Source organism: Enhydrobacter aerosaccus, from assembly GCF_900167455.1.
Lineage (GTDB): Bacteria > Pseudomonadota > Alphaproteobacteria > Reyranellales > Reyranellaceae > Reyranella > Reyranella aerosaccus.
Window position 1 is genome coordinate 1,574,058 of record NZ_FUWJ01000001.1, and the last position, 24,936, is coordinate 1,598,993.

The 24,936-nt window shown below is 63.5% G+C and carries 28 protein-coding genes; 11 read left to right on the forward strand and 17 right to left on the reverse strand.

Going from position 1 to position 24,936, the window contains the following annotated elements; translation table 11 throughout:
* Window positions 1-30: 30 nt before the first annotated feature.
* Complete coding sequence (locus tag B5D62_RS07490) at window positions 31-468, reverse strand: GNAT family N-acetyltransferase (protein WP_085933132.1); 438 nt, start codon at window positions 466-468, stop codon at window positions 31-33.
* A gap of 90 nt (window positions 469-558) precedes the next feature.
* On the opposite strand from B5D62_RS07490, the gene B5D62_RS07495 reads away from it, so the two are divergent.
* Both B5D62_RS07495 and B5D62_RS07500 read left to right on the forward strand, forming a co-directional pair.
* On the forward strand, window positions 559-1,791 hold the full coding sequence (locus B5D62_RS07495) for an acyl-CoA dehydrogenase (protein ID WP_085933133.1): 1,233 nt from the start codon (window positions 559-561) through the stop codon (window positions 1,789-1,791).
* A 3-nt stretch (window positions 1,792-1,794) separates the two neighbouring features.
* The gene (locus tag B5D62_RS07500) at window positions 1,795-2,538 is read left to right on the forward strand and encodes a sulfite exporter TauE/SafE family protein (RefSeq protein ID WP_085933134.1); all 744 of its coding nucleotides are present in this window, start codon (window positions 1,795-1,797) and stop codon (window positions 2,536-2,538) included.
* A 31-nt stretch (window positions 2,539-2,569) separates the two neighbouring features.
* Here B5D62_RS07500 and B5D62_RS07505 read toward each other — a convergent pair whose 3' ends face one another.
* The 8 genes from B5D62_RS07505 to B5D62_RS07540 are packed head-to-tail and all read right to left on the reverse strand — an operon-like array spanning window position 2,570 to window position 9,252.
* Window positions 2,570-3,565, reverse strand: a complete 996-nt coding sequence (locus tag B5D62_RS07505) for a glutathione S-transferase family protein (protein WP_085933135.1) — start codon at window positions 3,563-3,565, stop codon at window positions 2,570-2,572.
* A gap of 2 nt (window positions 3,566-3,567) precedes the next feature.
* Window positions 3,568-4,635 (reverse strand): magnesium/cobalt transporter CorA, encoded by a 1,068-nt coding sequence (corA, locus tag B5D62_RS07510; protein WP_085933136.1) that lies wholly within the window; start codon window positions 4,633-4,635, stop codon window positions 3,568-3,570.
* Window positions 4,636-4,652: 17 nt separating this feature from the next.
* Window positions 4,653-4,937 (reverse strand): putative quinol monooxygenase, encoded by a 285-nt coding sequence (locus tag B5D62_RS07515; RefSeq protein ID WP_085933137.1) that lies wholly within the window; start codon window positions 4,935-4,937, stop codon window positions 4,653-4,655.
* A 10-nt stretch (window positions 4,938-4,947) separates the two neighbouring features.
* The gene (locus tag B5D62_RS07520; RefSeq protein ID WP_139373750.1) at window positions 4,948-5,439 is read right to left on the reverse strand and encodes a MaoC family dehydratase; all 492 of its coding nucleotides are present in this window, start codon (window positions 5,437-5,439) and stop codon (window positions 4,948-4,950) included.
* Window positions 5,440-5,441: 2 nt separating this feature from the next.
* Entirely contained in the window at window positions 5,442-6,128 is a 687-nt protein-coding gene (locus tag B5D62_RS07525; protein ID WP_085933139.1) for a glutathione S-transferase N-terminal domain-containing protein, read from the reverse strand.
* 8 nt (window positions 6,129-6,136) lie between these two features.
* Complete coding sequence (mmsB, locus tag B5D62_RS07530; protein ID WP_085933140.1) at window positions 6,137-7,018, reverse strand: 3-hydroxyisobutyrate dehydrogenase; 882 nt, start codon at window positions 7,016-7,018, stop codon at window positions 6,137-6,139.
* A gap of 19 nt (window positions 7,019-7,037) precedes the next feature.
* The gene (locus B5D62_RS07535) at window positions 7,038-8,105 is read right to left on the reverse strand and encodes an enoyl-CoA hydratase/isomerase family protein (protein ID WP_085933141.1); all 1,068 of its coding nucleotides are present in this window, start codon (window positions 8,103-8,105) and stop codon (window positions 7,038-7,040) included.
* Between the two features lie 7 nt (window positions 8,106-8,112).
* Window positions 8,113-9,252, reverse strand: a complete 1,140-nt coding sequence (locus B5D62_RS07540) for an isobutyryl-CoA dehydrogenase (protein WP_085933142.1) — start codon at window positions 9,250-9,252, stop codon at window positions 8,113-8,115.
* 66 nt (window positions 9,253-9,318) lie between these two features.
* On the opposite strand from B5D62_RS07540, the gene B5D62_RS07545 reads away from it, so the two are divergent.
* From B5D62_RS07545 to B5D62_RS07555, 3 genes are read left to right on the forward strand one after another with little or no spacing between them, the layout of a single operon-like run.
* A complete protein-coding gene (locus B5D62_RS07545; RefSeq protein WP_085933143.1) occupies window positions 9,319-9,756 on the forward strand; it encodes a hypothetical protein in 438 nt (145 codons plus the stop codon).
* Window positions 9,757-9,774: 18 nt separating this feature from the next.
* Window positions 9,775-10,785 carry a porphobilinogen synthase gene (hemB, locus tag B5D62_RS07550; RefSeq protein WP_085933144.1) on the forward strand — a complete coding sequence of 337 codons (1,011 nt, stop codon included), beginning with the start codon at window positions 9,775-9,777 and terminating at the stop codon, window positions 10,783-10,785.
* Window positions 10,786-10,793: 8 nt separating this feature from the next.
* A complete protein-coding gene (locus B5D62_RS07555; protein WP_139373751.1) occupies window positions 10,794-11,282 on the forward strand; it encodes an NUDIX hydrolase in 489 nt (162 codons plus the stop codon).
* On the opposite strand, the gene B5D62_RS07560 is transcribed toward B5D62_RS07555, so the two are convergent.
* Window positions 11,279-12,244, reverse strand: a complete 966-nt coding sequence (locus B5D62_RS07560; RefSeq protein ID WP_139373752.1) for a YheT family hydrolase — start codon at window positions 12,242-12,244, stop codon at window positions 11,279-11,281. The genes B5D62_RS07555 and B5D62_RS07560 overlap by 4 nt on opposite strands.
* Complete coding sequence (locus B5D62_RS07565) at window positions 12,241-13,101, reverse strand: YheT family hydrolase (RefSeq protein ID WP_085933146.1); 861 nt, start codon at window positions 13,099-13,101, stop codon at window positions 12,241-12,243. Before B5D62_RS07565 ends, B5D62_RS07560 begins: the two co-directional genes overlap by 4 nt.
* Window positions 13,102-13,277: 176 nt before the next feature.
* Here B5D62_RS07565 and B5D62_RS07570 point away from each other — a divergent pair, with 176 nt between their 5' ends.
* Genes B5D62_RS07570 through B5D62_RS07580 form a run of 3 tightly spaced genes read left to right on the forward strand, consistent with a single transcriptional unit; the run spans window position 13,278 to window position 17,800 of the window.
* A complete protein-coding gene (locus B5D62_RS07570) occupies window positions 13,278-14,168 on the forward strand; it encodes a DMT family transporter (protein ID WP_085933147.1) in 891 nt (296 codons plus the stop codon).
* A gap of 9 nt (window positions 14,169-14,177) precedes the next feature.
* Complete coding sequence (locus tag B5D62_RS07575; RefSeq protein ID WP_085933148.1) at window positions 14,178-15,335, forward strand: CaiB/BaiF CoA transferase family protein; 1,158 nt, start codon at window positions 14,178-14,180, stop codon at window positions 15,333-15,335.
* A 2-nt stretch (window positions 15,336-15,337) separates the two neighbouring features.
* Complete coding sequence (locus B5D62_RS07580; RefSeq protein ID WP_170920816.1) at window positions 15,338-17,800, forward strand: penicillin acylase family protein; 2,463 nt, start codon at window positions 15,338-15,340, stop codon at window positions 17,798-17,800.
* Window positions 17,801-17,826: 26 nt separating this feature from the next.
* On the opposite strand, the gene B5D62_RS07585 is transcribed toward B5D62_RS07580, so the two are convergent.
* Both B5D62_RS07585 and B5D62_RS07590 read right to left on the reverse strand, forming a co-directional pair.
* Window positions 17,827-18,663: a TauD/TfdA dioxygenase family protein gene (locus B5D62_RS07585; RefSeq protein ID WP_085933150.1), complete on the reverse strand. Its 837-nt coding sequence runs from the start codon at window positions 18,661-18,663 to the stop codon at window positions 17,827-17,829.
* Window positions 18,664-18,667: 4 nt separating this feature from the next.
* On the reverse strand, window positions 18,668-19,483 hold the full coding sequence (locus B5D62_RS07590) for an enoyl-CoA hydratase/isomerase family protein (RefSeq protein ID WP_085933151.1): 816 nt from the start codon (window positions 19,481-19,483) through the stop codon (window positions 18,668-18,670).
* Between B5D62_RS07590 and mepA the strand changes: the two genes are divergently transcribed.
* Window positions 19,482-20,339: a penicillin-insensitive murein endopeptidase gene (gene mepA, locus B5D62_RS07595; protein ID WP_085933152.1), complete on the forward strand. Its 858-nt coding sequence runs from the start codon at window positions 19,482-19,484 to the stop codon at window positions 20,337-20,339. The genes B5D62_RS07590 and mepA overlap by 2 nt on opposite strands.
* 8 nt (window positions 20,340-20,347) lie before the next feature.
* On the opposite strand, the gene B5D62_RS07600 is transcribed toward mepA, so the two are convergent.
* The 3 genes from B5D62_RS07600 to B5D62_RS07610 form a co-directional block, all read right to left on the reverse strand.
* A complete protein-coding gene (locus tag B5D62_RS07600; RefSeq protein WP_085933153.1) occupies window positions 20,348-21,145 on the reverse strand; it encodes an ABC transporter permease in 798 nt (265 codons plus the stop codon).
* Window positions 21,142-21,915 carry an ABC transporter ATP-binding protein gene (locus B5D62_RS07605; protein WP_085933154.1) on the reverse strand — a complete coding sequence of 258 codons (774 nt, stop codon included), beginning with the start codon at window positions 21,913-21,915 and terminating at the stop codon, window positions 21,142-21,144. The genes B5D62_RS07600 and B5D62_RS07605 overlap by 4 nt, the downstream gene beginning before the upstream one ends.
* A 112-nt stretch (window positions 21,916-22,027) precedes the next feature.
* Window positions 22,028-23,239 carry a pyridoxal phosphate-dependent aminotransferase gene (locus B5D62_RS07610; RefSeq protein WP_085933155.1) on the reverse strand — a complete coding sequence of 404 codons (1,212 nt, stop codon included), beginning with the start codon at window positions 23,237-23,239 and terminating at the stop codon, window positions 22,028-22,030.
* A 111-nt stretch (window positions 23,240-23,350) separates the two neighbouring features.
* Here B5D62_RS07610 and bamE point away from each other — a divergent pair, with 111 nt between their 5' ends.
* On the forward strand, window positions 23,351-23,638 hold the full coding sequence (gene bamE / locus B5D62_RS07615; protein WP_085933156.1) for an outer membrane protein assembly factor BamE domain-containing protein: 288 nt from the start codon (window positions 23,351-23,353) through the stop codon (window positions 23,636-23,638).
* 33 nt (window positions 23,639-23,671) lie between these two features.
* Here the strand turns inward: bamE and B5D62_RS33295 are convergent, their stop codons facing one another.
* Window positions 23,672-24,061, reverse strand: a complete 390-nt coding sequence (locus B5D62_RS33295) for an MORN repeat-containing protein (RefSeq protein ID WP_170920817.1) — start codon at window positions 24,059-24,061, stop codon at window positions 23,672-23,674.
* 283 nt (window positions 24,062-24,344) lie between these two features.
* On the opposite strand from B5D62_RS33295, the gene B5D62_RS07625 reads away from it, so the two are divergent.
* Window positions 24,345-24,911, forward strand: coding sequence for an NnrU family protein (locus B5D62_RS07625; protein WP_170920818.1), 567 nt, complete (start codon window positions 24,345-24,347; stop codon window positions 24,909-24,911).
* Window positions 24,912-24,936: the final 25 nt, after the last annotated feature.

The following is a 24,936-nucleotide window of genomic DNA, read 5'->3' on the forward strand; positions in this document are numbered from 1 at the left end:
GGCTTCTCCTTATTATGATTGGTCGGCGTTTCAGTGCCGCTCGGTCAGATATCGCCGCATCAGGTGGGACGTGTTCGCCTTCGCATAGCCAATCGTCTCATAGAACGCATGGGCGGCCTCCCGGCCGATCTGGGTATAGAGGGCGACTGAAACCAGGCTACGGTCACGGGCCCAGCCTTCGGCATCGCGCATGAGGGCGGCCCCGATGCCGCTGCCCCTCACCGTGGCATCGACCACAAGCGATTGGACGATCGCCTCCCGCGGCTTCTCCAGGGCCGGGCGCTCGAACACATGAAGGAGGCCGACCACCTTGCCTTCCCGCTCCGCGACCCTGACCCTGTGCCCCGGGGCCTGGCGGACCTGCTGCAGGCGCGCCTCGACTTCCGCCCCTTCAAGGGCATAGCCGAGCTGGTCCAGCAGCCCGACGACCGCCGGCAGATCGGCCGGTTGCAGGTCGCGAACGATCATTGCGGATTTGTACTGCCCGGCCTGCCGATTGCAAAGGTTGGCGGCGCTAACCGGGCCTGATAAGACCGCGCCGGAAAATCAGGAGCCACCATGTCCGCCGCCACCCCCGTGAAAAGCGCCGCGAAAGGCGTCAGCGCCGATGCCAAACCGTTCGATTGGGAAGATCCATTCTTCCTCGACGACCAGCTGACCGAGGAGGAGATCGCGATTCGCGACGCCGCGCGCGACTACTGCCAGGAAAAGCTGATGCCGCGCGTCATCGAGGCCAACCGGCACGAGAAATTCCACCGCGAGATCATGAACGAGATGGGAGCGCTGGGCCTGCTGGGGTCCACGCTCCCGGAAAAATACGGCTGCGCTGGCACCAATTACACGACCTACGGCCTGATCGCGCGCGAAGTCGAGCGCGTGGACTCGGGGTACCGCTCGGCAATGAGCGTGCAGTCATCGCTGGTGATGCATCCGATCTATGCCTACGGCACCGATGAGCAGCGCATGAAGTACCTGCCCAAGCTCGCATCGGGCGAGTGGGTCGGCTGCTTCGGCCTCACCGAGCCGGACCATGGCTCCGATCCCGGTGGCATGAAGACCCGCGCGGTCTCCGTGCCGGGTGGATACAAGCTCTCCGGCTCCAAGATGTGGATCACCAACTCGCCGATCGCCGACGTGCTGGTGGTCTGGGCCAAGCTGGATGGCGGTGCGATCCGGGGCTTCATCCTCGAACGCCCCTGGAAGGGTATCGAGACACCGAAGATCGAGGGTAAGTTCAGCCTGCGCGCCTCGATCACCGGCGCCATCATGCTGGATGAGGTTTTCGTCCCAGCGGAAAACCTGCTGCCCAACGTTGCCGGCCTGGGTGGGCCGTTCGGCTGCCTCAACAACGCTCGCTACGGCATCGCCTGGGGCGCGATGGGCGCCGCGGAGTTCTGCTTCAAGCAGGCGCGCACCTACACTCTCGATCGCAAGCAGTTCGGCCGCCCGCTCGCCGCCAACCAGCTGATCCAGAAGAAGCTCGCTGACATGGAGACCGAGATCGCGCTGGGCCTGCAGGCCTGTCTGCGCGTCGGTCGTCTCAAGGACCAGGGCCACGCCCAGCCAGAGATGATCTCCCTGATCAAGCGCAACAACTGCGGCAAGGCACTCGACATTGCGCGCGTTGCCCGCGACATGCATGGCGGCAATGGCGTCTCCGATGAGTACCACGTGATCCGCCACGCCATGAATCTCGAGGCGGTGAACACTTACGAGGGCACGCACGACGTGCACGCCCTCATCCTCGGTCGGGCCATCACCGGCATCCAGGCCTTCTCCGCGGTAGGCTGATCGGTGGATCTGCCGCCCCTGGCGGACATCGCCTTGGTGGTGTCCGGTGCGGTGGTCGCAGGCTTCGTCAATGGGCTCAGCGGCGCGGGCTATGCGTTGGTGTCGCTGGGTTTTTGGCTGCATGCCATGCCGCCGATGCTTGCCGCGCCGCTGGCGGCATTTTGTGCCGTGACCAGCCATATCACGTCGCTGCCCGCCATCTGGCATGGCGTGCGCTGGCCCAGGCTGTGGCCGTTTCTGGTGGCCGGACTGGCGGGCGTGCCTATCGGCACGACGTTGCTGACCCATATCAACGCCCAGCCCCTCAAGCTCGGAGTCGGCCTGTTGCTGGTCCTCTATTGCTGCTGGATGGCTTTCGTTCGCCGCCCGCCCATCGTCACGGGCGGCGGTCGCATTGCCGATGCCGCCATCGGCCTGACCGGGGGAATCATGGGTGGCATGGCCAGCATCAGCGGGCCCGCCCCGACCATCTGGGCGCAACTGCGCGGCTGGGACATGCATCAGCAGCGCGGCGTGAACCAGCCGTTCAACATGGCGATCCTGACGATGTCTTTCAGCTCCGCCCTCATTGCCGGCTACATCGATCGCACGTTCCTCGTCTGGCTGCTTCTCGCATTCCCCTCGACACTTCTCGGGGCACGGACGGGCGTGTCGCTCTACAGCCGGATCAATGCACGGCAGTTCCGGCACATCGTGCTGATCCTGCTGGGTCTTTCGGGTGTGACCTTGATCATTTCAGGACTTTGACGCGGCGACGTCGCAGCAGCGCCGACCGCGATCACGCCGCGAGCCAGCGTCGGCAATCCGCGACATCGAGAACACGATCGAGCTCTGCCATTCTGGCTTGCGCATACTTGCGGCGGATCTCCGCCAGCGAGCGAGCATGGTATTTCTGCGGCTCCTGCGCCCAGGCTGCGCCGGCAAGTGTCATCTCGAAGCTCTTGCTCCCTTTCGCGATTGCCTCCGCATTGGCGGCCGACCAAGGCAAGAAGAGAGCACCGATCTCGTCATGCAGCAGAGGCATCAACCCTGCTTCGAGGCTTTGCCAGCTTTCGAACGATCCCTCTTCCTTGGGCGACACCATGCGCTGCACCCAGGCCATGACATGGGGTGCCGTAGCGCGCATCAGCGCGCCCGGTGTCGGATCGGTTGCCGCTTCGTAGAACTGACCCCAGAGGCCAAAGTCGGCGAGGGCCGGGCGACCGCCCAGCAGGTAACGCCGAGACGCCAAATGACGATCCAGGATCGCGAGGGCGCGCTTGAAGGAAGTCTCGATCAAGGGCTGCGTCGTCGCGTTCGAGCCAACGAAGCCAAGCCGACCGCTCATCCGCTCCGCGATGGCGGCGCGGGCCTGGGCGACCGCGAGTGGGCCTTGGTGCCCCATCATCTGTTGGGCGATCCGCTCGGCAGTGGCCCAGCAATCGGCCGGATAGGCCCAGCGGTAGTGGAACATCCATTTGTTCCCCCACTCGTCGCCGTATTCCTCCAGCAACGCCGACAGGAACGCGAGCGCTGGATCCTCCGGCACGATCGACGGGCCGCCCACTGCCGCCTCGAACTTCTCGATGATGGGAGTCGAATCCTGAACGCCTTCTCCCTGCGGCGTGATTACGAGGGGAATCAGCGGCAGCTTGGCGAACTTCTGAAACTCGGCCTGGTTGAGGGCCGAGCGCGGAATCCATTCGTGGGTGATGCCCTTGTAGCAAAAGTACGAGCGTACCTTCACCGAGTAAGGAGAAAGCTCCGAGCCGAACAGCCGATAGGTTCCAGTCATGATCACAGCCAGCGCTTACGTTTCAGCCAGACGAACAAGCCAGTCACGATGGTGATAGCCACGCCCCAGAACATCGCATAACCGTACGGCCAGCCGAGTTCCGGCATGTTCCCTACCGAACGATCGAAATTCATGCCGTAAATGCCGGCCAGGAAGGACAGCGGCATGAAGAAGACCGTGATGAGCGCCATCGTCTTCATGACCTCGGACATGCGGTTCGATGCCTGCATCAGATAGACTTCGGCCAGCCCGTTGGTCATGTCGCGATAGCTGTCGAGCAGGTCGAGCACCGCGATCGAATGGTCGAAGCAATCCCGCAGATACGTCCGGGTATCGGCACTGATGAAGGGTGTCTCGGGACGCATCACGGCAAGGATCGTCTCGCGCTCGGCCCACTCGATGCGATGGAAGATGCCGAGAGCACGCCGCGCCCGATGGATGCTGGTAAGCGTCGTCGGCGTCGGATGCCCCAGCGCTTCGTCTTCGAGATCCTCCAGATGAGCGGCGAGACTCTCAATCAGCGGGAACTTTCTATCCACGACGAGGTCGATCAGGGCATAGACGAGATAGTCGGTCCCGAAGGTCCGCAGGCGCGAGCCGGTTGCCTGGAGGCGATCGCGTACCGGCTTGAAAATGTCGAGCTTGTGGTCATGGAAGGAGATGACGTAGTTCTGGCCGAAGAACACACTCACCTGGCGCGACCTGATTTCCCCTTCCTCGTAGGCCGGATCGTTCAGGACCACGAAGCCCTGCCCGCCATAGATATCCAGCTTGCTGCGCTGGTGCGCGTGGAACACATCTTCCAGCGCGAGGGGGTGGAGATTGAAGGCCGTGCCGAGAGTCTGCAGCATCTCGGAATTGGCTCGGCCGGCAACGTCGATCCAGATGCGTCCGGCTTTGCCGAGATGGAATCGACATTCGTCCATCTCCACGCCGACGAGGATCTTGCATTCCTCCGCCGTGTATTCGACGAGCGTAAAATCCAGCGCCTCGTCGACAACGGGCGCCCGGCCGGAAAGAACCCCGGGAGCAGTGCCGGGCGGCGTATGACGATGAACGAATCCGTCCATGGAGGACGTCCCTGCGGTCAGACCTCTTGCATCACCTGCACGTCAGGTCGTCCGGCGAGATAGTCGCCAAGCTTGCGGCCGAGTTCCTTGAAATGGGGAGCGGCACGATGCGCCTCGAGCGCGGCTTGATCCGTATAGCGCTCGAGCATGATGTAGACATTGGCATCCGCCGTCTTATGCAGCGCGTAGAGCTTGTTGCCTGGTTCGTCCGCCTGCACCTTGGCCTGCAGCGCCTTCATCGTCGCCTCGAAATCCGTGTTGGTTCCCGGCTTGATGGTCAGTTTCGCGATCACCCCGATCATGGTCGTCCCCCTACTGCGGCCTCTTTCTGACAAGGTACTTGTGTTGGCCGTCACACACCAGCATCCCTGCTTGATTATGGATCGTGAGCTTCATGGTTACCACGCCCGTCGTGCGGCCCGCCTGCAGCTTGCTCACCTCGAGCATCGGATAGAGCGTATCGCCACAATAGACCGGCTTCAGGAAACGCGAGGATTGCTCGAGAAACCCGATCAGCGAGTCGCCAATGAAATGCGGGAAGATGCCGCCCCCGGCCGCGCCCTGGATCGCGACCTGGAGTCCGTGCGCCAGCAGATCGCGGTGTCCCCGGGCTTTGCAATATTCCCGGTTATAATGGATCGGGTGGTTGTCGCCGCTCGCCGACTGGAAGGCGGCAAACATGGCCTCGGTCTGTGTGCGCGAATTGATATAGAACTTCTGGCCGAGTTGCAGATCCTCGAACCAATGCGTCGGCCCGAAGCGATGATCTGCCGGGTCGAAAGGTCGGTCGGACGCGTCCGCCACCGTCAGGCCGCCTTTGCCCTGCGTCCCATGCCGTCAAAAAGATCGAGCATGCGTTCGCGCCAGGCATGGACCGGATCATCCGTCTCCAGCAGGACAACCGGACTGGTAATGCGGGCCCATAAAAAGGCACCAGCCAAGGCATAGTCCGGATATCCGGGCCGCCCTCCGGCCAGGAACAATTGCTCCTTCAGAAGCCGCCTGGCCGGTTCGAGCGTCGCTTGAAAGGCCGCAAGCCCCTTTTCCCGCGCCTTGGCCTGGAAGGCCGAGAAGTCGGTCGTCCCCAGACGGGGGCCACGGGATTCGCGGAAGTAAGCCTGATCCACCGGCCGCACCCGATCATAGAGATCGCCGACGATGAGCGGAAACACAGCCACATGGACCGCGGTATCCACCCAGTTGCCGACGAAGCGAGCAAGGATCCGCGCCGCTTCGCTCTCGAACAAAGGCTTGTCCGGATGCGCCTGGTCGAGGTGAAGGGCGATGGCCCAGCTGTCCTTGACGCTCTTGGCGCCATCCTTGATCACGGGAACGGTCTGTGAGCCGGCAAAAGCGATTTTCTGCTTTTCCGTGAAGCCCATGGGCTCTTCGACCCACTTCAGGCCCTTGTGCGAGAGCGCGTACTTGGCGCGCCAGCAGAATGGACTCGGCCGACGGTCGTCCTGAAAGACGAGATCGTACAGCGTGATCATGGCAAGGCCTACTTGCCGTCCAGCATCCGGATGATCCCCGAGAAGTCCTTGCCTGCATTGCCGCCGTTGACGAACAGACTGAAAAGCTGGGCCGCTTCGGCACCGAGCGGTGTCGCCGCTCCCGACGCGGCGGAGGCCTGCTGGGCGAGCAGCAAGTCCTTCAGCATCATCGCCGCCGTAAAGCCTGGCTGGTAATCGCGATTCGCCGGCGAGGTCGGAACCGGGCCCGGCACCGGACAGTAGTTCACCAGTGACCAGCACGAACCCGACGCTGTCGACACGACATTGAACAGCTTCTGGGCGTCCAGGCCCAGACGCTTGCCCAGCATGAATCCTTCGCTCACGGCGATCATCGAAATGCCGAGGATCATGTTGTTGCAGATCTTGGCAGCCTGTCCGTTGCCGCTTTCGCCGGCATGGACGATGTTCTTGCCCATCTTCTCCAGGATCGGCTTGGCCTTGCCGAAGCTAGCTTCGGGGCCACCGACCATGAAGGTGAGCGTGCCGGCCGTTGCGCCGCCCACGCCGCCAGATACTGGGGCGTCGATCATTTCAAAGCCGGCCTTCTTGGCCTCGACGGCGACATGGCGCGCGCTCTCCACATCGATCGTCGAGCAATCGATCAGGAGTGCCCCTTTCTTGGCATTGGGCAAAACGTCCTTCTCATAGACGTCACGCACATGCTTGCCCGCTGGCAACATGGTCACGATTATCTCTGCATCCTTGACCGCCTCGGCCGCGGTCGCGGCCTTGTGGGCCCCCTTCTCGACCGCAGTCGCCACTGCCGCCTCGGACAAGTCGAACGCCGTCACATGGTGCTGGGCCTTGCACAGATTGGCGGCCATCGGACCACCCATGTTGCCGAGACCGATAAAGGCGACTTTGGCCATTCTTTCCTCCCTCTTCGCCTCAGCCGAAAAACAGATCGTTCGACACAGGCTTGAAATGTTCCTCGACCAGTTCCCGCGTTACTCCCTCGATGGTCGCCGGGTTCCACTTGGGCTTCTGATCCTTTTCGATCAGCAGCGCGCGGACGCCTTCGAAGAAGTCGTGCCCCTTCTGCATGCAGCGCTGCGACATGCGATACTCGATCGTCATCGTATCCTCGAACGATCGGTTGGCGCAGCGTTTCAGCTGTTCCAGAGTGATCGCCATCGAGATGGGCGACAGCTTCATCAAGGCCGCAAGCTGCTTGTCCGCCCACTCGCCGCCGTGCTTCTTCAGCTTCGCCACGATCTCCGGCAGCGACTCGGCCGAGAAGCAGCGGTCGATATCCTGCATCATGGCTGGCAGGGTCGGTTGGCCTGGATCCTCGGCAAATCCGCCGAGAATTTTGTCAACCTTCCGGTTGGCATCCGGGCCCGCGAGATCCGCTGCTGCCAACGCCGCTTGCAGATCGTTCAGCCTGGCGCTTGGGACGTAGACCTGCACGATTTTCGCCCACAGCGCATCGGCCGCCTTCAGTCTGTGGCTGGTCAGCGCCAGGAAGGTGCCGAGCGCTCCGGGCAGGCGGGACAGGAAATATCCGCCGCCGACATCCGGGAAAAGACCGATGGTCGTCTCGGGCATCGCGAACAGGAACTTCTCCGTCGCGACCGAATGCGATCCATGGACCGAGAGGCCGACCCCGCCCCCCATATCGATGCCATCGATGAACGAGATCCACGGCTTGGCGAAGCGGTAGATGCGACGATTGACGATGTACTCGTCGCGGAAGAAATCGCGGCGCGTCGTGCCCGATGGATTGTCGCGCATCTCGCGATAGAGGCCGGCCACGTCTCCGCCAGCGCAGAACGCGCGGTCGCCGGCACCACGCACGATTACCGCCTTGACCGCGGGGTCCTTCTCCCATTCCGGCATGACCCTTTCCATTTCCAGGATCATGCCGTGCGACAGCGAATTCAATGCCTTCGGCCGGTTGAGCGTCATGATGCCCAAACCGTCCTTCACTTCGAACAGAATCTCCGCCTCGGACATCGACTCGCTACCCCATCAACAAACGCCGTGAAATGATCACGCGCATGATCTCGTTGGTGCCTTCGAGGATCTGATGCACGCGCAGGTCCCGCAGATAGCGCTCGACCGGAAAGTCCTTCAAGTAGCCGTAGCCGCCATGCAGTTGCAGCGCCTCGTTGACGACGCGGAAGCCGACGTCAGTGGCGAAGCGCTTCCCCATGGCCGCTGCCTGAGTCGCTTCGGGCGATTTGGCATCGAGAAGCGATGCCGCCCGCCAGATCATGAGCCGTGCCGCATCGAGCTCAGTCGCCATGTCCGCGAGCTTGAATTGCGTCGCCTGGAAATCCGCAAGAGGTTTACCGAACTGCTTGCGCTCCACGACGTAGCGCGATGCCGTCTCGAGACAGGCCCGCGCGCCGCCCAACGAGCAGGCGCCGATGTTGATGCGGCCGCCGTCGAGGCCCATCATCGCGATCTTGAAGCCATGCCCCTCAGGTCCCAGTCGATTGGCTACCGGCACCTTACAGTTCTCGAAGATCACCGCCGCCGTCGGCTGGCTGTTCCAGCCGAGTTTCTGTTCCTGCTTGCCGAAGGAAAGACCCGGCGTGCCATTCTCGACCACGAGCGTCGATACTCCGCCGGCCCCCGGGCCACCGGTTCGCAGCATGACGACATAGACATCGCTACGACCACCGCCTGAGATGAAGGCCTTGCTGCCGTTCACGACATAATGGTCGCCATGGAGTTCAGCCCGCGTGGCCAGAGCCGCCGCATCCGAGCCGGCGCCCGGCTCCGTCAGACAGTAGCTGGCGAAATGCTCCATCGAGCACAGCTTGGGAAGGAAGCGGCGGCGCTGATCGTCGTCGCCGAAGGCGTCGATCATCCAGGCCGCCATGTTGTGGATGGAGATATAGGCCGCCGTACTCGGGCAGGCAGCCGCCAGCTCCTCCATGATCAGGGCGGCATCGAAGCGCGTGAGCCCGCTGCCGCCGACGTCGTCCTTGACGTAGATGCCGCCGAAGCCAAGCGCAGCCGCCTCGCGCAGCACGTCGACCGGGAAGATCTTCTCGGCGTCCCAGCGCGCGGCCTCGGGCAACATCCGGGCTGTTGCGAACTGCCGGGCAGTGTCGCGAAAGGCTTCCTGATCCTCGGAGAGCTTAAAGTCCATGCGCGGCGGATCATATCGGGGGTCCCCCCTCTGTCAACGAAGCGACACCTCTCTTAGACTTGTTTCATGAAATGGCGCAGTCTGAGCGACCAGGAAGCAGCCACCCTGCCGGAAGCGCGGCTAGGAGGAAGCCTGCTCCTGGTTGTGGCCGCTGCTGTGTCCCTTTTGGTCGTCGCCGCCATCGGCACTCTGCTGTGGACCGCCGCTCTCCGCGCTATCGGCCTGCGATACATGATCGCCGTGGGGCTGATTGGCGTCTGGTCCTTGCTGTTCGTCACCATGACGGCGCTTCGTCTGCGTCAAACCCCGCTTGTCGCAAGCATAGGGTTGATGGCCTGGGTTTCCTATCGGCTGGGCGTTGTCGTGGCAGACGATCCGCTCCTCCACTGGCCGCTGCTGGTCGACCTCCTGGGAGAAGCCCTGATGGGAGCCGGCTTTTGCGGGTACATGGCATCGGCGGTGCGACCCAATGCCTATTATCGACGTCGCCTGCCCACCGTCTGAAGGGCTATAAGACCGCCCATGTCGACCCGATACACGAGCCTTGGCCGCTTCCCCAATACTCGCCTGCGCCGCAATCGCCGCGAGGCATGGTCCCGTCGCCTGGTGGCGGAAACCAAGCTGTCGGTCGATGACCTGATCTGGCCGGTGTTCGTACAGGAAGGCAAGAACGAACGGACGCCGGTCAAGTCGATGCCGGGTGTCGACCGCCTTACCATCGATCTCTTCGCCGAAGCCGCCAAGGAAGCCCGGGATCTCGGCATTCCGGCGGTGGCCATCTTCCCGGAGACTGATCCCAAGGCCAAGACGCCCGACGGCCGCGAGGCTTACAATCCTGACAACTTGGTCTGCCGCGCCATCATGGCCGTGAAGAAGGCAGTCCCTGACATCGGCGTCGTCTGCGACGTGGCGTTGGATCCCTTCAACAGCGACGGTCACGACGGCATCGTCCGGGACGGCTATGTCCAGAACGACGAGACGCTGGACGCCCTGGTGGCGCAAGCCCTGGTGCAGACCGAGGCCGGCGCCGACATCCAGGCGCCGTCGGACATGATGGACGGCCGCATCGGCGCGATCCGCAAGGCGCTCGACGACAAGGGCCACATCCACACGCAGATCATGTCCTATGCCGCCAAGTACGCGTCAGCCTTCTACAACCCATTCCGCGATGCCATCGGCAGTTCCGGGGCCCTGAAGGGCGACAAGAAGACCTACCAGATGGACTATGCCAACTCTGACGAGGCACTGCGTGAGGTCGCCTTCGACATCGAGGAAGGCGCCGATATGGTGATGGTGAAGCCGGGTCTGCCCTACCTGGACATCGTGCGGCGCGTGAAGGACACATTCGGCATCCCGACCTACGCCTATCAGGTCAGCGGTGAGTACGCGATGTTGCGGGGCGCCGCCGATCGGGGTTGGCTCGACTGGAACAGGGTCCTGATCGAGACCTTGACCGGCTTCAAGCGCGCCGGGTGCGACGGCATCCTGACCTATGGCGCGGTCGACGCCGCCCGGCTGCTCAAGGGCCTGTGATTGCTTTCATGATCGAACGCCCTTCCGCGCGGCTGATCCTGCTCGATCCGCAGGACCGCCTGTTCCTCTTCAAGGTCCACAATCCGACCGTCTACGATCCGGCCGACCCCTTTCACGACCCCTTCTGGGTCATGATCGGTGGCATGGTGGACCCTGGCGAAGATTACGCCGAGGCGGCGGTGCGCGAGGCCCGTGAGGAAACGGGTCTCATCGTCGATCCCGACGTGCGCTGGGTCTGGTCCCGGCAGCGCATCATGCAGTGGCGCGAGCGCAAGGTCCTGCATCGCGAGCGTTTCTTCCTGGCACGGGCAGCAACGACCGCCATCGATACATCCGGCCTCGACGAACGGGAAAAAAGCTGGACGATCGATCATCGCTGGTGGCCGCTGCAGGAGATCGCCCAGTCGACGGAGCGCTTCGAGCCGAAGGATCTCGGCGACCGGTTGGCTACCCTCCTGCGCGAGGGACCGCCCGCGGAACCGCTCGTTCTGCCTTAACCGGCCAGAAAGCGTGCGACGACCCTGTCGCTCCACGGCACGTCGTCGTCGATGCCATGGAAGCCGACATGGCCGCCATGCCGGCTCAGGGCCGGAACCAGGGCGTCGTTGCCCTTCCAGGGATAGCCGCTGTAGAGCTTTCCCGGTATCCACGGATCGTCGAGAGATGCCAGCACCAAGGTCGGAATTCTGATGCCGGGCATGAACCGAACCGGCTTGCAGCGCTCGTAATAGTCGTCTGCGCCAGAGAAGCCGTGACGCGGGGCAATGAACATCTCGTCATAGTGCCAGATCGTCTCCGCCACGCGGATGGCCGCTCGTTCGCTTGCCGACAGGCTGGCACCCTCACCCATCGCCTCGCGCTTCATTTCGGCCAGGATATGGCGGTGATAGAGCCAGTTCCGGCGGCGCATCATATGGCTGCATGTCGCCGCCAAATCGATCGGCGCCGAAACGCTTGCGGCAGCCGTTAGCGGCGTAGAGGCTCCCTCTTCCCCGAGATACTTCAACAGCATGGCACCACCGAGGGAATAGCCGATGGCGACGAGACCCTCTTTGGTGAGTGCGGCCGGCAGCAAAGACAGCAACTCGCGAAAGTCCTGACTGCGACCGGCATAGTACTGATCCGAGCATAGGCCGCGTGACGGACCGGCGCCGCGCAGATTGATCCTTAGAACCGCGTGCCCGCGCGCCAGCAGCAAGCTTGCCTGGCTGATCATGTAGGAACTGTCCTCCGAACCGGTCAGTCCGTGGACGAGGATCGCCAATGGCCGCTTGCCGCGCCTAGCCGGTCGATCGAGCGCGGCGAGCAGGGTGTCGCCGTCCTTCAAGCGGAAGGAAAGTCTTTCGCTTTGGACGGCTTGGAGCGCCGCGCGCCTTGCGCCCAGCCGGCTGGCAAGGGTTTGAAGATCCGCCCCCCACCAAGGGAAGCGCTGTCGGAACGGCGGCAGGTCGAGCGTCACCCCGCCATCGTATCAAGGCGTTCCAGGAATTTCTCCAGCGCGACATCGCACCACGGCCGGTTGCTGGCATCGCCATGGAAGCCGACATGGCCGCCGGTTGGCGTCAGGACCGGCAACAACCATGGGTTATCACCCCACTTGAAGTCCTTGTAGTGAGCGATCGGGATCCAGGGATCGTCGTGCGCCGCCAGCACCATCGTCGGCACTCGGATCTCCGGCATGTAGTTGCGGGGTGCGCACAGTTCGTAATAGTCGAGTGCGCCACGATAGCCATAGCGTGGGGCAATGAAGGTGTCGTCGTACTCCTGCACGGTTCGCGCCCGACGCACCACCGTGCGCTCTTCCGCCGTAAGCCGTGCTCCCTCGCCCAACGTCTCGGCCTTCACGCCATTTAGCAGATAGGCGTGATAGAGCCGGTTGCGCGGCCGCATCATGTGGCGTGCGGTAGCGATCAGATCGATCGGCGCGCAGATGCTGGCCGCTGCCCGCAAGGGTGCGAAAGCACCCTCCTCACCGAGGTACTTGAGCAGCATCGCGCCTCCCAGCGAGTATCCGATGGCGACGATGCCGTGCGCTGTCAGATCCTCCGGAAGCTGCTCCAGAACACGCCTGAAATCAGCGGTGCGACCGGCATGATAGATCTCACTGCAATAGGGACGCGATGGTCCTGCACCCCGCACATTGATGCGTAGCGTGGTATAGCCGCATCCCAGCAGATGGCGCGCTGCACTCAGCACGTAAACGCTGTCTTCACAGCCGGTCATGCCATGGATGAAGACGACGAGCGGACGAGCCTCGGCCGGTTTCGCCGGGCGATCCAACATGCCCAGCAGGATGTCGCCAGTGCGATCCGCCATCGGGAAACAGACACGCTCGCTCCGATGAGGAGACAGGTCGGAGGCTGCGGGACGGAGAAGAACCGCCAGGGTCTGCAAATCCGGGCCCCACCATGGAAAGCGCGGCCTGAACGGCGGCAAATCCAGGGATTCGATGGACGGGGGCACGGTCGGTCCGTATTTCAGCGTTGGTTGCTATGCCAACGCCGGTCCCTCCGCAGAGTTCCGTACCGCACAGATCGCGTGCGCTCGGCGCGTTCTATGCCATTGCCGCTGCTGCCATCTTCAGCACGGCTGGCATCATTGTTCGTCGCATCGAACTGCCCGCTTGGGACGTGTCGTTTTGGCGATCGGCCCTGCTGACTGTCACAGCCTTGCCACTTCTGCTCGTCCATCGGCGGCGTTCCTGGGCAGCCATACGAAGCGCGGGATGGTCGCTCGTCTTCAGCGCGCTGGCGCTGGCTGGCAGTTTCATCTCCTTCATTCTCGCGCTCGAGCATGCGCCCGTCGCCAATGTGCTGATCGTGTTCGGCGTCGTTCCGTTCCTCACGGCGTTGCTGGCGCGACTGTTCCTGAATGAGCCACTTTATCGTCACACCATTGTTGCCATGGTGGTGGCCGTTGTCGGTCTCGCCTTGAGCGTCGCGGGCTCGCTCAAGTCCGGAGCGGCATTCGGTATGGCACTCGCCATGATGGTCAGCCTCTGCATGAGTGCCAATTACGTGATCGTCCGGCACCGACGCGACGTCGCCATGGCGCCGGCCGTCGCGCTGGCGGGCTTCATCTCTGCCATTATCGCCCTACCCTTCGCGCATCCACTCGATGTGGGCGGCCGGCAGCTCCTGTGGCTTCTGGCCCTCGGGCCGGGACAACTCGCAGGCGGGCTGCTGTTCTACATCGCGAGCCTCAAGCGGATTCCCGCCGGCCAGGCTGCCCTGCTAGGGCTGCTGGAGCTGGTGCTGGGCCCGATCTGGGTGTGGGTGATCGACGGCGAACAGCCCGGCAGCTTTACCCTACTGGGTGGCGCGATCGTGATCGCCGCCGCCGCGGCAAATGTCTGGCTGGATTCGCGGCGGCCCACTGGTTAAGAACCGGGCATGACCCAGAACACCAAGGGCCCCCTGTCGGGCGTCACCGTTGTCGATCTGTCGCGCATTCTCGCCGGCCCGTATTGCACCCTGCTCATGGCCGAGATGGGTGCCCGGGTGATCAAGGTCGAGGCGCCCAAGGGTGGCGACGATGCGCGGGCCTATGGCCCCTTCGTGAAAGGCAAGTCGGCCTACTTCGCCTCGGTCAATCGCGGCAAGGAGAGCATCTCGCTCGACCTCAAGAACGAGGCCGACCGCGCGATCTTCGAGAAGCTGCTCAAGAAAGCCGACGTGCTGGTCGAGAACTTCCGCCCTGGCACGATGGAAAAGCTGGGCTATGGCTGGGAAGCGCTGCACGCCAAGTATCCCCAGCTGATCTATGCATCGGCATCGGGTTACGGCCATACCGGCCCCAACTCGAAGGACCCCGCCTATGACATGGTGGTCCAGGGCCAGGGCGGCATCATGAGCATCACAGGTTCGGAAGGCGGCCCGCCGGTCCGCGTTGGTATGTCGATCGGTGATATCGGTGCGGGTCTCTACACAGCGGTGGCCGTCAACGCGGCGCTAGTCCACCGCCTCAAGACCGGCGAGGCGACCAAGGTCGATATCGGCATGTTCGACTGCCAGATCGCCCTGCTGGAAAATGCTGTGATGCGATACACCGTCGAGGGTGAAATTCCAGGACCGCTCGGCGCCCGTCACCCGACCATCGTCCCCTTCCAGGCTTTCAAGACCTCCGACGGTTCGATCATCATCGCCGCCGGCAATGATGGGCTGTTCTTAAAGATGTGCGAGGCGCTCGAGATGCCCGCCATGGCAAGCAATCCCGAATACAAGACCAATGCCCTGAGGCAGAAGCATCACGCCAGGCTGCAGGCCGAAATCGAGGCGCGCCTGCAAGGCGGCACGACCGAGCACTGGATCGCGGTGCTGTCGAAGGCCGGTCTGCCCTGCGGTCCCATCAACAACGTCCAGCAGGCTCTCGCCCATCCGCAGGTCGCGGCGCGCAACATGCTCGTCGAGGTGCCTGATGGCAGCGGCGGTACGCTGAAGCTCGCCGGCAACCCGTTGAAGATGTCGGCCTTTGCCGATCCGCCCACGCGTCCGGCCGCTCCGGACCTCGACGGCGATCGCGCGGCAATCCTTTCCTTCATCGGCGAATAGTCGTGGGGGCTTCCCCCACGGCACGGCGCAGACCTTTCCTTGTGCGCCTCGGCATCGGCCTCGCCAAGCTCGCGGCCGGCATCGGACTGGCGTTCGTCGTCTTTCTGGTGGGAACCTACTTCCAGGTCCGTGGCGCCCTTCCGCCCTACAGTGGCCAGATCGACGTGCGTGGTCCCAAGGCCTCGATAGAGATCCTGCGCGACAAGAATGCGGTGCCGCACATCATCGCCGGCTCGATCGAGGACGCCGTGTTCGGGCTCGGCTATGTCCATGCGCAGGACCGCTTCTGGCAGATGGAGATGATGCGGCGCCTGGCCCAGGGGCGCCTGTCGGAGATCCTGCCGCCGGCGCTCATCGGCCAAGGCATCGTCGATACGGACCGGACGATGCGTGGTCTCGGCCTCTATCGCGCCGCGTCCGATAGCGTTAGCGCTCTTTCGCCAGGCGCTCGTACCATTCTCGATGCCTATGCCGCCGGCGTGAACGCCTGGATCGGCGATGACGATCGGCAGTACGGCCTGGAACTCACGCTCGTGCGCCTGCTCTCGGCCGGCCGTTATAAGCCGGAGAAATGGCAGCCCGCAGACTCCATCGTCTGGCAGAAGCTGATGGCGCTGACGCTGGATGGCAACTGGCGCGCCGAACTGTTCCGCTCGCTGGTCCTGCGCCGGATCGGCGAAGATGGGCTCAAGACCTTCATGGAGCCCGCGGGCGAAAGCCGCGATGCCACGCTGAGCCTCGTGAACGAGGCGCTGAAGGGACTCGACCTCGAGTGGCTCTATCGCGGCACCGACAACATCGCCACGCGCAAACGCGAAGCCTCCAACGAATGGGTGCTGTCGGGAGCGCACACGGTGTCGGGCAAGCCGCTGCTCGCCAACGATCCGCATCTCGGCCTGGGCTTTCCCGGTCTGTGGTACCTCGCCCGCCTGGTCGGCCCGGGCTTCGATATCCGCGGCGCCTCGGCGCCAGGCGGTCCCGGGATCGTTCTCGGCCACAATGCCAGCATCGGCTGGGGCTTCACGACCACCAATCTCGACAGCCAGGATCTGTTCGTCGAGCGCATCGATCCGACCGATCCCAGCCGATACCTTACCCCCGACGGCTCACGGCCCTTCGGCATGCGCGACGAGACCATCAACGTGCTCTGGGGCCAGCCGATCCAGATGCATGTTCGCGACACCCGCCATGGTGTCGTGATCAACGATTTCCTGACCCGCGCCGACCAGACCGTCCCGCCAGGCCATGTGCTGGCGCTGCAGGCGACGGCGCTCGATGGCGCCGACACGTCGATCGAAGGATTCATTCGCATCGGACTGGCACAGAACTGGGACGATTTCCTCGCCGCCACGCGCAAGATCATCACGCCGATGCAGAACATCGTCTATGCCGACACGGCCGGAAACATCGGCCTCGTGGCGCCGGCGCGGGTGCCGATCCGCCGCAAGGGCGACGGCTCGCTGCCCTCGCCCGGCTGGACCGGTGATTACGACTGGGCGAGCTTCGTGCCGTTCGACGAACTGCCCCGCACCTTCAATCCGCCGAGCGGCATCATCGTCAATGCCAATGCACGCCTCGTGCCTGACGATTACCGTCATTTCATCAGCCGCGACTGGGCAGAACCCTATCGTCAGCGCCGAGCCAACCAGCTGCTGCGCGAAGTCGAGCGCCATCCCGTCTACGGCATGATCGCCATCCAGGCCGACAATCTCTCACCCGATGCGGCCGAGATCCTGCCGGTGCTGTTGAAGGTACCGCCCCGCAATGCGCGCGCCGCCAAGGTCCAGGACCTGATGAGCCGCTGGAACCGCTTCATGCTTGCCGACCGGCCGGAGCCCCTGATCTACGCGGCCTGGCTGATGGAGCTGCAACGCGCGCTTCTGGCCGACGAGGTCGGCGAGGATCTTTACGCCGACATGGCTGCGCCCAACGTGCCTCTGCTGCTGCGCATCCTGAGGGACCGACCGCAATGGTGCGACGACCGGAAGACGACGGCCGTCGAGTCCTGCGACGATATCGTCGCCGCCTCCCTCGATCGGGCGTTGGACCGGATCTCGCGCTCGCAGGGCGGCAATATCGACACCTGGCGATGGGGGCTCGAACACGACGCCGCTCACAAGCATGCGTTGTTCGACAGTATCCCCCTGTTGCGCGATTTCGCTTCGATCCGCTTCCCCTCCGACGGCGGCGCGCAGACATTGAACCGCGCGACACCGGCGTTTCGGGGACCGCGTCCCTTCGAGGCGGTGCATGGCGCCACCTATCGGGCGATCTATGATTTCAGCGATCTCGACAACAGCCGGTTCGCCATACCTCTGGGCGAATCCGGCAACATGTTCTCTCGCTGGTCGCGGAACTTCCTGAGCGGCTGGCGCAGCTTCAGCTATATCACGATTGCCGGTACGCCGGCGGAACTGGAGCGGACCGGAGTCGGCACCCTCCGCATAAATCCCCCAACGCCCTGAGCCCGCTTCGGCCGCCTCGGGCCGATCTAGCTTGGGCGGTCGCCGGCCAATGTCACCCGATGCATGACGCGGCGGAAGCCGTGATAGTCGTTGATCGGATTATGCATCGTACAGCGATTGTCCCAGAAGGCGACCGAGCCGACCTGCCAGCGGAAACGGCAGGTGAACTCCGGCTTCGTCTGCTGCTCCCACAGGAACCGGAGCAGCGGCGCGCTCTCCTTCTCGGTCCATCCCTTGATGCAGGCGGTGTGGGCGTCCGAGGTGAACAGTGCCTTGCGGCCTGTCTCGGGATGGGTGCGCACGATCGGGTGCTCGGCCGTCAGCACCTTGAGCTCGGCCCCCGCCTCCTTCATGCGATCCTCGCGCGTCTTGGTCACCTCTGCCTTCGCCGATGAGCTGACGCCGATCAGGCCCTCGAGCGTCTGCTTCAGGCCGTCCGACAGGCTCTCGTAAGCGAGATACTGATTGGCGAACATCGTGTCGCCGCCATAGGGCGGAACCTCACGCGCCAACAGCATGGTGCCCATCGGTGGGCGCTCCATGTAGGTCGTATCGGCATGCCAGATGCCACCGAAATTGTGACGCTCATGTTCGAGCTTCACGACCGGTGTAATCATCGGCGCCTCCGGCAGTCCCTTGAGCTGCGGGTACTCCACCGGCTCTCCGAAGCGCCTGGCGAAGGCAAGCTGCTGTTGCGGCGTCACCTTCTGGTCGCGCAGGAAGATCACGAGATGATCGAGCAACGCCTGCCGCACCTCGCCCACCACCTCGTCCTCGAGGTCGCGGGCCATGTCGACGCCGAAGATCTCCGCGCCCAGCGCACCGGCGACGGGTCTCACTTCGATATGCTGATAATTGCGCATGATGTCAGTCCTTCGCCCAGGAGGGAGATTTCTTGTTCAGAAAGGCGGCGATGCCTTCGCTGGCCTGAGGGCGACGCAACAAGCCGACAAGGCTGTGCGCCGCATCGTCGAGAACGGCGTGCTGGTCTTCCGTGGCCGATGCCAGCGTCAGGCGCTTCACGGTCGCGAGCGCCTGCGGCTCGAGCTTCAGGACATCGTCGATCGCCGCCTTCAATGTCCGGTTCAGATCGGCCGTCGTCGCGCATAGATGGCGCCCGACGCCGATCCTGTAGGCCTCGGCCGCGTCGATCACGCGTGCCGTGAGCGCCAGGTCGCGCGTTGCCCCCTCGCCAATCCGCCGGACAATGAAAGGCAGGATCTGCGAGGGAATGAATCCGGCCTTCGGCTCGGGCAACCCGAACCGCGCGCTTTCGTGCAGGATTACCACGTCCGAGCAGCAGGCCATGCCAAAGCCGCCACCGACAGCCGATCCCTCGACGACGGCGATCGTCGGTTGCGGCACGGTGTTCAGCGCATCGAGCGCACGTCCGAACTGGCGATAGTTGGCCACCAGCGGATCCGCCGTTCCGTTGCCGTTGGTCTTATCCGGCGCGGGCGGCATCTCCGCCATCGCCGCGAGGTCGCCGCCCGCGGAGAAGTGGCCTCCAGCCCCGCGCAGCACCAAAAGGCGACATTCATTATCGGCCGCAACGCGATTGAAGGCGTCCTCGAGCTCCAGCATCATGGCCTGGGTCAGCGCATTGCGTCTCTCCGGCCGATTGAGCATCAGCCGCATTACGGCGCCGTCCCGGGTCAGGGTGATGGTGTCGTAGTCGCCCATGGGCAAACTCTTAGCGGCCGGGTATCCTGGCAACAAGATGAAGCGTGCCGTCGTTTCGCTGATCGCAGCCTTGCTTTGCTCCGCCTTCGACTGGTCGGACGTAAAGACTCCCACCTCGGGTCCGACACAGTCGATCGGCTTCTACTCCGCCGGGTGCATTCAGGGTGCCAGGGCACTGCCGTTCGACGGGCCGGGCTACGAGGCCATTCGAATCAGTCGCAACCGCTACTGGGGCCAGCCCGTCACGCTCGACTTCATCCAGACGCTGGGCAAGAAGATGCAAGCTGCCGGTCAGGCGCCGTTGCTGATTGGCGATATCGGCCAGCCGCGCGGCGGGCCCTCGCCCACCGGCCACGCCTCCCATCAGGATGGCCTCGACGCCGACATCTGGTTCGAACGCCAGGTCGGTCCTGCCGTCCCGCCGGCGGCACGCGAAAATCCCCGCCTGCGTTCCCTGGTTCGCGACGATCTGTCGATCGACGATGACGTCTTCGGTCCCCAGCATGTCCAGCTTCTCAAGGCGACGGCCGAGACGCCCAATCTCGATCGCATGTTCGTCAATCGCTGGATCAAGGCCCGGCTTTGCCACACTGTCACCGGCGATCGCAGCTGGCTGCGCAAGCTCGTCCCTTGGTATGGACACGACGATCACTTCCATATCCGGCTGTACTGTCCGCCGGGCAATCCGCAATGCCAGCCGCAGGCCGACTATGCTCAGGACGATGGCTGTGGCGCGGCCCTCGACTGGTGGCTGAAGCAGCCGCCCGTCGTCTTCCCGGTCGAGGACGTGCCACCGAAGAAGCCGTATCGGCCCAAGCTTCCGTCGGCCTGTGACGCCGTGCTACGGGCGCCCTGATCGGTAACTTACTCGCCCTGACTCAGCAGGCTGCCGGCCCGGCGCGACGCGCGGAAGAACCACAGGAAGATCTGGAAGCCCGCTACGAGGTAAGCCACCGACAAGGCAAAGGCCAAGCCTAGCAGATGCCAGTGCACGGTGTGCTGCAGCAGGATCGCCCGCATCCCCTCGAAAACGTACGATGTCGGCAGGCCATAGGACAGGACCTGCAGCCAGTGCGGCAGAACCGATATCGGATAGTAGACACCGCTGATCGGCATCAGGATGAAGACGGCCGCCCAGGCGAAGGTTTCCGCACTCTGCCCGACCCGCATGATCAGGCCCGACATCGCGAGGCCGATCGACCAGGAGAACATCTGCAGGATGGCGAAGAAGGCAAGCAGTGGCAGGCCGAGACTGTAGATCGAGAATCCGAAGAAGGCCCACGCCATCAACGACACCGGAATCAACCCCAACAAGGTGCGCAGCAGAGCCGCAATGATGATGCCGGTCGCCATCTCCCATGACCGGATGGGACTGACGAACAGATGGCCGAGATTGCGCGACCACATCTCCTCGAGAAAGGCGATGGACAGAGAGAGATTGCCACGCACCACGACTTCCCAGAGCAACAGACCTGAAAGCAGGATTCCGCCCGCCTGTGCCACGAACGAAGCTTGTGGCAGCAGGTATTGGGTCATGAACCCCCACATGACCATCTGCACCGCCGGCCAATAGATGGTGTCGACCAGCCTCATCACCGAGCTGCGCCAGATATAGATGTGGCGCAGCACCAGCGCATGGATACGGCCGACGGACCCGCTCATTTCGCGGCCTCGTTCCGCCTGAGCGCTTCGAGGCCGCGCCCGCGGCCACGCGCCATGTCGAGGAAGACCTGCTCCATGTCCTCCCGGCCGAAGCGCTCGATCAGCTCGCGCGGGCTGCCGCGATCGAACACCCGCCCGGACTGCAGCAGGATCACGTCGTCGCACAGCCGCTCGACCTCCGACATGTTGTGCGATGCCAGCAGGATCGTCGCCTGCGTCTGGGCCTGGTAGTCCTTCAGATAGGTGCGAACCCAGTCGGCAGTGTCAGGATCGAGCGAAGCCGTGGGCTCGTCGAGCAACAGCACATCGGGCTTGTTGATGAGGGCCTTGGCCAGGGCTACCCGGGTCTTCTGGCCGGCCGACAGTTTGCCCGTCTGACGGTCGAGGAAGGCAGCGACCTGCATGAGCTCGGCGATTTCGTCGATCCGCCGGCGCAGCTGCTTGACGCCGTAAAGCCGGCCATAGAACAGAAGGTTCTGTCGCACCGTTAGCCGATGCGGCAGATCCACATATGGCGAGGAGAAATTCATGCGCGGCAACGCCGCGTAGCGCTGTCGCCGCATATCGATGCCCAGGACATGAATCTCGCCCGCCGTGGGCTCCAGAAGCCCGAGCAGCATGGAGATGGTCGTGGTCTTGCCGGCGCCGTTGCCGCCCAGCAGCCCCAGCACCGCGCCGTGCTGGACAGCGAAGGTCAGATCGTCGACGGCGACGACCTCACCATACACCTTGCGCAGATGCCGGACGTCGATGGAAGGAACTGCGAGCATCCAACTTCCGTCGTCCCCACCGCAGCAGAGCGGAGCGGAAGGAACCTGTCTTGAACCAAGCGAAAGAGACTGTCGTCAGAGCCGCGGACGTTACTCCGTTCGCTCCGGGAGTCTATAACGTCTTGACCGCCGCCTCGATGCGGTCAAGGCCGAGGCTGACACGCTCCGTGCTGGAGGCGAAGCAAAGTCGGATGTTGCCTTGGCCACCCGGACCGAATGCCTCGCCGGGCGCAAGGCCGACCTTGTATTCCTTCGCCAGCTTTTTGCAGAAGGCGAGCGTATCGCTGACGCCCTCGACGCTGAAGAAGGCGTAGAAGGCTGCTTCCGGCCGCGAGACCGTGATCCGCGGCAAGCCCGAGAGGCGCTGGAACACCAGTTCACGGCCGGCACGGCAACGCTCGATCATTTCGGCGATGAAGGCATCGCCCTTCTCGAGTGCCGCAACGGCCCCGCGCTGAAGGAAGGCGGGCAAGCCCGACGTGTTGATCTGCACCAGTTTGGCGAACTGGTCTCCCAATGCCGCCGGATGGGTGAGCCAGCCGATGCGCCAACCGGTCATCGCCCAGGGCTTCGAGAAGCTGTTGAGCACAATCAGCGGATCGTCCGGGCCGGCGATCTCGAGGAAAGATGGAGCAACCTGGCGTCCATCCGGTCGCTGTCCATAGGTAAGCCGCGCATAGACCTCGTCGGCCATGATCCAGAGTCCGCGCTTCCTGGCAAAATCCAGGACCGCCTGCTGCTCCTCGGCGCTCATCGTCCAGCCGGTCGGATTCCCCGGCGAGTTGATGAAGATGGCGCGGGTCCGTTCATCCACCGCATCGAACAGGCGCTGCAGGTCGAGCTTCCAGCCACCCGCCGGCGTACGATCCAGCGCCACATACCTGGGCTGACCATGAACCAGCTTCACAGCGGAGGTGATGTTCGGCCAGATGGGCGAAACGATGAGCACATTGTCACCGGGATCGAGCAACAGCTGGCACACCAGAAGAATGGCCTGCATGCCGCCGGTGGTCGCACTGATCCGGTCGACCGGGCATTTTATATTGTACAGGCGCTCGGTGTAGGCGGAGAGCGCGGCCCTCAACTCGGGCAGGCCTCGCTGCCAGGTGTAGAACGTCTCTCCGGCTCCCAATCCCGATGCCGCCGCCTCGCGAATGAAGTCCGGCGTGACCATATCACTTTCGCCGAACCACAGCGGCACGACATCGGGATCGCCGAACACCGACATCGAAACCTCGGCGATTGGCGTTTCGGGAAGGCCGGCAATGGCCCCGCTCAGTCCGGCCTGCAGTCCGGGCGGCAAAAATCGGGAATCACTTTGCATGTCTTGACGTAACCCATTGGATGCAAAGACGCCACCCTCTGCTACCCCGACTATTCTTGGCGGGGAGGCCAAGTCTGGCTATCGTTGACACCACATCCGGGAGTTAGACCGATGAAGCGCTCACTTGTCGCTCTACTGATCCCCCTGCTCGCTACCGGCTGCATTCATGGCTCGAGCATGGAGCAGGTGCATGCCGGCATGACCCGTGACCAGGTTTCGGCCCTGATCGGACAGCCCGACCTCACCACCAGCACAGCGGGCCGCGAATGTGCCCGCTACACGGTGCTCAAGGATTTCTGGAGCCGGGTGCCGTGGGATATGTCCGACCCCTACTACGTCTGCTACACGGACGGGAAGGTTGACGCCTTCGGGCGGGCCACCGTCGCCCATCCGGATTGAGCAGTCGGCGGCCTCCGATCGACGCCGGGACGATCAGAACGACGGTGTCCCGTGTCGGCGTCGATCGGGAGCTGAGAGGCCAACCGCGTCACAGGAAGATCGAGGTGTCCCGATAGCAACGACGCGGCCATCCTTCACGAAGCACCCTCGTTGCCAGTTGCCGCGAAACGTCTCGCCGTCAATGACAGCCGTGCCGGTCCCTTGGGACACGTCCGCCGCATAGAGACCTTCGTAGCGATCATGGTCGTTCCATCGATAGCGGCCGAACCCTTCGCGTCGATTGTGCAGATAAGTGCCTTCGAACCGATCGATCGGCTGGCCGTGCTCGTACCATTGCAGGACGCCATAGCCTTCCAGTTGGCCGTGGATGCAAGCGCCGCTCCACACCGCCTTGTCGCCAGGATCGGGATGCCAATCCCACATCCGGCAGCCAACTTCCGTGTCGAGGAGCCAAGTCCCCTCCTCGCACGGCGCCGTCCAACTGATTTGCACAGAGTCGGGATCCGGCCAAGGACACTCCGTATCGGAGGCCGCCGCAAGCTGTTGCGCAGGCAGGCCGGTTGGCGGCAGTGCCGTCAGCAACAGAAACGTAATGTAGATTGCCAAACGCATAAGCCCCCCGTCCGGATGCTCCGGACGTCGTTCCAACGCGATGACCTTTTGAAAGTTGCCCTGTGATAGACTGCGCCTCACAGGGGGAGTGCTCATGGCGATTCTAATTCTCGGACTTGTCATTTTCTTGGGGATTCACACTCTCACTACCTTGCGCGGACCGCGAGCGGCTCTCATCGGCCGGCTGGGAGAGAACGGCTACAAAGGCCTCTATTCACTGATGGCCGCGATCGGACTGGCATTGATCATCTGGGGGTTCGGCCGCTATCGGGCCGAAGGTCTCATCGCGGTCTGGAACCCGCCCTTGGCGTTGCGGCATCTGACCATGCTGCTGGTCTGGATCGCGTTCGTGTCCCTCGCCGCTGCCTATAGCCCGGCGGGCAAGATCAAGGGATGGCTGCGGCACCCTATGCTGGTGGGCGTCAAGGCCTGGGCGCTCGGGCACCTTCTGGTGAATGGCGATCTTGGGGGGATGATCCTGTTCGGTGCGTTCCTTCTGTGGGCGGGCTACGACCGGATCGCCGTGAAGCAACGCGGCGACGAAGGCGCGCCTCGCAGCGGCTTCACGCTCGGCGACGGCATCGCGATCGTTGTGGGAACCGTCGCCTATGTCGCCATGATCTGGCTGCATCCCGTACTGATCGGTGTCTCCGTCATCTGACGGAGCCCTGTTTGACGGGATCCGT

Bases quoted from the DNA above. Each gene is read 5' to 3' on its own strand.
- B5D62_RS07625 (WP_170920818.1), top strand. From the start codon at position 24,345: ATGGCGATTCTAATTCTCGGACTTGTCATTTTCTTGGGGATTCACACT.
- B5D62_RS07495 (WP_085933133.1), top strand. From the start codon at position 559: ATGTCCGCCGCCACCCCCGTGAAAAGCGCCGCGAAAGGCGTCAGCGCC.
- hemB (WP_085933144.1), top strand. From the start codon at position 9,775: ATGTCGACCCGATACACGAGCCTTGGCCGCTTCCCCAATACTCGCCTG.
- B5D62_RS07605 (WP_085933154.1), bottom strand. From the start codon at position 21,915: ATGCTCGCAGTTCCTTCCATCGACGTCCGGCATCTGCGCAAGGTGTAT.
- B5D62_RS07490 (WP_085933132.1), bottom strand. From the start codon at position 468: ATGATCGTTCGCGACCTGCAACCGGCCGATCTGCCGGCGGTCGTCGGG.
- mmsB (WP_085933140.1), bottom strand. From the start codon at position 7,018: ATGGCCAAAGTCGCCTTTATCGGTCTCGGCAACATGGGTGGTCCGATG.
- B5D62_RS07535 (WP_085933141.1), bottom strand. From the start codon at position 8,105: ATGTCCGAGGCGGAGATTCTGTTCGAAGTGAAGGACGGTTTGGGCATC.
- B5D62_RS07600 (WP_085933153.1), bottom strand. From the start codon at position 21,145: ATGAGCGGGTCCGTCGGCCGTATCCATGCGCTGGTGCTGCGCCACATC.
- B5D62_RS07570 (WP_085933147.1), top strand. From the start codon at position 13,278: ATGCCAACGCCGGTCCCTCCGCAGAGTTCCGTACCGCACAGATCGCGT.
- B5D62_RS07610 (WP_085933155.1), bottom strand. From the start codon at position 23,239: ATGCAAAGTGATTCCCGATTTTTGCCGCCCGGACTGCAGGCCGGACTG.
- B5D62_RS07590 (WP_085933151.1), bottom strand. From the start codon at position 19,483: ATGGGCGACTACGACACCATCACCCTGACCCGGGACGGCGCCGTAATG.
- B5D62_RS07540 (WP_085933142.1), bottom strand. From the start codon at position 9,252: ATGGACTTTAAGCTCTCCGAGGATCAGGAAGCCTTTCGCGACACTGCC.
- B5D62_RS07515 (WP_085933137.1), bottom strand. From the start codon at position 4,937: ATGATCGGGGTGATCGCGAAACTGACCATCAAGCCGGGAACCAACACG.
- B5D62_RS07585 (WP_085933150.1), bottom strand. From the start codon at position 18,663: ATGCGCAATTATCAGCATATCGAAGTGAGACCCGTCGCCGGTGCGCTG.
- corA (WP_085933136.1), bottom strand. From the start codon at position 4,635: ATGGACGGATTCGTTCATCGTCATACGCCGCCCGGCACTGCTCCCGGG.
- B5D62_RS07575 (WP_085933148.1), top strand. From the start codon at position 14,178: ATGACCCAGAACACCAAGGGCCCCCTGTCGGGCGTCACCGTTGTCGAT.
- B5D62_RS07555 (WP_139373751.1), top strand. From the start codon at position 10,794: ATGATCGAACGCCCTTCCGCGCGGCTGATCCTGCTCGATCCGCAGGAC.
- B5D62_RS07525 (WP_085933139.1), bottom strand. From the start codon at position 6,128: ATGATCACGCTGTACGATCTCGTCTTTCAGGACGACCGTCGGCCGAGT.
- B5D62_RS07565 (WP_085933146.1), bottom strand. From the start codon at position 13,101: ATGGCGGATCGCACTGGCGACATCCTGCTGGGCATGTTGGATCGCCCG.
- mepA (WP_085933152.1), top strand. From the start codon at position 19,482: ATGGGCAAACTCTTAGCGGCCGGGTATCCTGGCAACAAGATGAAGCGT.
- B5D62_RS33295 (WP_170920817.1), bottom strand. From the start codon at position 24,061: ATGTGGGATTGGCATCCCGATCCTGGCGACAAGGCGGTGTGGAGCGGC.
- B5D62_RS07545 (WP_085933143.1), top strand. From the start codon at position 9,319: ATGAAATGGCGCAGTCTGAGCGACCAGGAAGCAGCCACCCTGCCGGAA.
- B5D62_RS07505 (WP_085933135.1), bottom strand. From the start codon at position 3,565: ATGACTGGAACCTATCGGCTGTTCGGCTCGGAGCTTTCTCCTTACTCG.
- bamE (WP_085933156.1), top strand. From the start codon at position 23,351: ATGAAGCGCTCACTTGTCGCTCTACTGATCCCCCTGCTCGCTACCGGC.